This window comes from Methylobacterium sp. EM32 (assembly GCF_040593685.1).
GTDB lineage: Bacteria > Pseudomonadota > Alphaproteobacteria > Rhizobiales > Beijerinckiaceae > Methylobacterium.
Genome location: NZ_JBEXZS010000121.1, coordinates 1 through 4,394 on the forward strand (window position 1 = coordinate 1; position 4,394 = coordinate 4,394).

Annotated in this window: 4 protein-coding genes and 1 pseudogene; 3 read left to right on the forward strand and 2 right to left on the reverse strand. The window is 72.9% G+C overall.

Annotation, left to right across the window (positions count from 1 at the left end):
- Nucleotides 1-276 (forward strand): annotated as a pseudogene (locus ABZT49_RS16775) (hypothetical protein); the annotation flags it as partial.
- A gap of 7 nt (nucleotides 277-283) precedes the next feature.
- Here the strand turns inward: ABZT49_RS16775 and ABZT49_RS16780 are convergent.
- Both ABZT49_RS16780 and ABZT49_RS16785 read right to left on the reverse strand, forming a co-directional pair.
- Nucleotides 284-2,080 (reverse strand): HWE histidine kinase domain-containing protein, encoded by a 1,797-nt coding sequence (locus ABZT49_RS16780; protein WP_355287278.1) that lies wholly within the window; start codon nucleotides 2,078-2,080, stop codon nucleotides 284-286.
- Between the two features lie 213 nt (nucleotides 2,081-2,293).
- Nucleotides 2,294-2,794 carry a coiled-coil domain-containing protein gene (locus ABZT49_RS16785; protein WP_355287280.1) on the reverse strand — a complete coding sequence of 167 codons (501 nt, stop codon included), beginning with the start codon at nucleotides 2,792-2,794 and terminating at the stop codon, nucleotides 2,294-2,296.
- Nucleotides 2,795-3,014: 220 nt separating this feature from the next.
- On the opposite strand from ABZT49_RS16785, the gene ABZT49_RS16790 reads away from it, so the two are divergent.
- A complete protein-coding gene (locus ABZT49_RS16790) occupies nucleotides 3,015-3,200 on the forward strand; it encodes a hypothetical protein (protein WP_355287282.1) in 186 nt (61 codons plus the stop codon).
- 90 nt (nucleotides 3,201-3,290) lie between these two features.
- Nucleotides 3,291-4,211, forward strand: coding sequence for a tetratricopeptide repeat protein (locus ABZT49_RS16795; protein WP_355287284.1), 921 nt, complete (start codon nucleotides 3,291-3,293; stop codon nucleotides 4,209-4,211).
- Nucleotides 4,212-4,394: the final 183 nt, after the last annotated feature.

The following is a 4,394-nucleotide window of genomic DNA, read 5'->3' on the forward strand; positions in this document are numbered from 1 at the left end:
CCGGAGCCGGTGCCCCCGGCCCCCGAGCCCGTCGCCGAAGCGCCCCGGCCGGAGGAGCCGTCCTATGAAGAAGCGCCCCATCAGGAGCCGCCCCTCGACGAGGCGCTGGCGAAGACCGTGATCGGCACCTACGATTCCGGCGGCAACACCTACACGATGTATGCCGACGGCACGATCGACGCCGAGACGCCGGCCGGGCGCTTCCACTTCGCGTCGATCGAGGAGCTGAAGGCCTTCCGTGGGGCCGGCGGCGAGGGCGCGGCCCGCGGCGCCTGAAGGCCCGCTACAGCGCCGCCAGGGGGTTGAGCGCGGTGTTGCGGGCCGGCAGCGGCGCCAGCATGGTGAGGGCGAGGCCGCCGGGCGCGTAGTCGGTGGCGACCTCGGCCTGGACCTGGGTCGTCAGCACCCGCTGCAGGAGCCGCGAGCCGAAACCCTGGCGGGTCGGCGGCGCCACCAGGGGACCGCCGGATTCCTGCCAGTGGAAGCGCAGGCGCGGCCGGTCCGCCCCGGGCTCGACGCTCCAGCGGATCCGCACCCGCCCCGCGCGATTCGATAATGCCCCGTACTTGGCGGCGTTGGTGGTCAGTTCGTGGATCGCCATGCCGATCGGCACCGCGATCTCGGAGGGCAGGTCGACCGCCGGCCCGTCGAGCTCCACCCGCCCGCCGGCGCCGGAACGCATCTCGCCGTCGGCATAGGGCCGCAGCTCGTTCTCCAGGAGGCTGCGCAGCGAGGCGGTCTGCCACACGTCCTCGGTGAGCACCGAGTGGGTGTGGGCGAGCGACATGATGCGGCCGACGAAGGCCTCGTAGAAGCTGTCGATGCTCGACGCCGTCCGGGCGGTCGAGCCGACGATGGCCTGCACCGTCGCGAGCGTGTTCTTCACCCGGTGGTGCAGCTCGCGGATCAGCAGCGACTGGCGCTCCTCGGCCAGCCGCCGGTCGGTGATGTCGGCGACGACGCCGATCAGGCGCCGCGGCAGGCCCGCCGGCCCGTCGCGCTCGAAGCGGCCGGCCATCTCGATCGTGCGCCAGGCCTCGCCGCCCTCCGCCTCCGGCCGGCGGATGCGGGTCGTCGCATGCAGCACCCCGTCGCCGTGGAGCGCCGCGGCCACGGCCCGGCGGAAGGAGACCTTGTCCTCCGGATGGACCACCGTGCGGAAGAACTCGCGCATGCTGATGGTGCCATCCTGCGGCCGGCGGCCGAAGATCTCCCACATGCGCTCGTTCTCCCAGAGCGACTGGTCGTCGAGCACGTGCCACTCGAAGATGCCGAGGGCTGCCACCGTCGTCGCCACCCGCAGCCGCTGCTCGCGGTCGTGCAGGGCGCGCCGCGCCTCCTCCCGGGCGGTCACGTCCTGCAGCACGCCGATCATGCCGGTGAGCGTCCCGTCGGGGGCGAGGGTCGCCTGGCCGCGGGCGGAGATCCAGGTCTCCTGGCCATCGCCGGCCCGGCGGAAGCGCAGCTCGACCGCGTAGGGGAGCGCCTTGGCGACGGCGTCCTGCACCGTGGCGCGGATCCGGTCGAGGTCGTCGCGGCCGACGGCGTCCTGCAGCTCCACCCAGGCCGGCATGGCCCCGGAGGGATAGCCCAGGATCGCGGCGGCCCGGTCCGACAGGGTGACGCGGCCGTCGGACGGGCTCCAGCTCCACTCGCCGAGGCCGGCGGAGGCGAGCGCCAGATGGGTCTGCTCGGCGTGGGCTTGCGAGGCCGAGGGGGGCCGCGCCTGCGCCGCGGTCCCGTCCGCGACGGCCTCGACCGAGAGGATCCGGCACCCGTCCCGCTCCGGCCCGGCCCGGAGCTGCACCCGCACCGGCGACCCGTCGGCCCGGCGCCACCGGGTCTCGCCCGCGATCTCCCTGCCGGATCCGGATCCCTGCGCGTGGTCGAGATCGGCCAGGCGGCGGCCGGTCAGCGCCTCCGGTGTCGTGCCCAGCAGGGCGCCCAGCGCCGGGTTGGCGGCGAGGATGCGCCGGTCCGGCCCGCCCAGGCAGGCGAGGGCGACCGGCGCGCCCTCGAAGGCGAAGCGGGGGAAGGGGTCGTCCGGCAGGCCGGGGGCGGCGTCGGGCCTCTGGTCCAATGCGGCGCAATCCTGGTGAACGGGGTGACGAAGGACGGGGCGTCTCCGCTCCCCCGCGCGGCGTCCCGAGCCGACATGCCCCGCCCGGCCCGGCTTGGCGGTTTCGCGGACGAAACCATGCCCCTCCGCGCGTCCGGCGGCAAGGTCGCCGGTCCCCGCTCTGCGCGCGGTGCGCCGGAGCACGCTCCAGTCTGCGGGACCCGCGCTCAGCCTCTAGCGGGCCGGCATGTAGCGGATCGCCGCGAGCAGGATGCCGACGAGGGCCACCAGCATGGCGCCGAGCTTGATCGTCATCCGGTGCTCGAGCAGCTTCATGTCCGACCGGACTGCGGCGAACTCGGTTTTCATTTCTGACCGAACGGCGGCGAACTCGGTCTTCATCTCGGACCGGACGGCGGCGAACTCGGACTTCATTTCCTGCCGGACGGCAGCGAATTCGTTCCGGGTCTCGACCTGAGAGGCCACCAATTCCGACCGCACGGCAGCGAACTCGCTCCTGGTCTCGGCCTGGAACGCCGCGATCTCGGCCCGGACGGCCATGAACTCGGCCTTCACCGAGCCTTCGAGGCCCTGCAGGTCGCCCTGGGTCGGCAGGCCGCCCTGGACCGCCTCGGCGAACACCTCGGACAACCCCTCCGCCTGCTCGGCGGAGAGGTGGGCCCGCTCCCTCAGGGCGCGGGCGAATTTCAGGGTGTCGAAGGCGACCGCGCTCATGCCCGTGAGCCTAGCATGAGCGGGGTCGCCCCGACAGGACCTCAGGGTTGTCCCGGGCCCATTCGGAGGCCGTTCTGCCGCGCGACGTCGATGGCGCGCCGCCCGTCATCGCGGGCTGCGCCTTCGGCTGTCCTGCACCGAAGCCGCGGCCGCTCCCGGGAACCCAGGCGCCCCTGCGGCGTCACCCCCGGACCGGACTGCAACCCTCAAAGGAGACCCCATGCCCGAGGACCAGAAGCCCATCAACCCGCTGGAGCGGCGCGAGACCATCGGCGTCGAGGACGGCAACCGCCACGACGGCGAGGCGGTGACCCCGAGCCGTCACGGCACCGGCACCGACCGGGGCGGGGCGAAAGCACCCCAGCCGGCCCCGAAGGCGACCCCGTCCGACGCGCCGCAGCGTTAACGGGGGATTAGGGTTAACGACTTATCACCACGGCCATGAGGGCCGTGGGAGCGGGGTTGCCACATCCCAGGCCCGCCCCTGGAGTGGCCGATGCCCGCGACCGTCGAGACCCGTCCCGCCCGCTCGAACCCCTTGCGGCGGCTCGCCGTCGCCGGGATCGTGGCCCTGATGGCGTCGGGTTGCACGTCGCGCGACCCGCTCAACTCCCTCAAGTCACTCACCACCGGCTCGTTCTCATCCCTATCCACCGGCTCGATCGACGCCAACGCCCCGCCCGACACCGCCCGGCGCGACGTCGGGCGCCTCGCCGCGCGCTACGAGCGCGACCCGGCCGATATCGGCACGGCCATGGCCTACGCCCAGGCCCTGCGGGCGACCGACCAGGGCGCCCAGGCCGCGGCGGTGCTGCAGCAGACGGCCCTGCGCAACCCGAAGAACCCGGCGGTGCTCGCCGCCTACGGCAAGAGCCTGGCCGAGGTCGGCCGCTTCGGCGAGGCGGCGGAGGTCCTGCGCAACGCCCACTCGCCGGCCAATCCCGATTGGCGCGTGCTCTCGGCGCAGGGCGCGGTAGCCGACCAGATGGGCGACCACGTCCAGGCCCAGCGCTACTACGAGGCGGCGCTCAAGATCGTGCCCGGCGAGCCGGCGGTTTTGTCGAATCTCGGGCTGTCCTATGCGCTGGCCAAGCGCCTGCCCGAGGCGGAATCGATCCTGCGCCAGGCCAGCGCCGATCCCCGCGCCGATGGGCGGGTGCGCCAGAACCTCGCCCTGGTGCTCGGCCTCCAGGGCCGCTTCGGCGAGGCCGAGCAGGTGCTGACCCGCGATCTCGGCCCGGCCCAGGCCGCGCAGAACGTGGCGGCGTTGCGGGCGTCGATGTCCCAGCACGCGATGGCCCAGCAGGCTGCCGGGAAGGCGGCGAGGCCGGCCGAGATGGGGAGCGGCATGAAGGCGGCGCCTGCGCAGGTGGCGGCGTCCGCGATGTGGAAAGAAGGACCGCAAGGCTTGAGGTGATTCCAGCCCTCGATTGCAGGCTCATTCTCTCTGGATCATCTACTTCGGTTCAAAGCCTGCTTGAGTTGGCGGATCAACCACTCCCCGTCATGTATGGACGGCCCCCGTTTCGCAAGGGTTTGTGAGCATCGGTTTGTGCCAGTCGGTTCAGGAGCAGTCATGTATCCGGCCTCTGATGCCGTC

Coding starts and splice junctions, on each gene's coding strand:
- ABZT49_RS16785 (WP_355287280.1), bottom strand. CDS start 2,794: ATGAGCGCGGTCGCCTTCGACACCCTGAAATTCGCCCGCGCCCTGAGG.
- ABZT49_RS16790 (WP_355287282.1), top strand. CDS start 3,015: ATGCCCGAGGACCAGAAGCCCATCAACCCGCTGGAGCGGCGCGAGACC.
- ABZT49_RS16795 (WP_355287284.1), top strand. CDS start 3,291: ATGCCCGCGACCGTCGAGACCCGTCCCGCCCGCTCGAACCCCTTGCGG.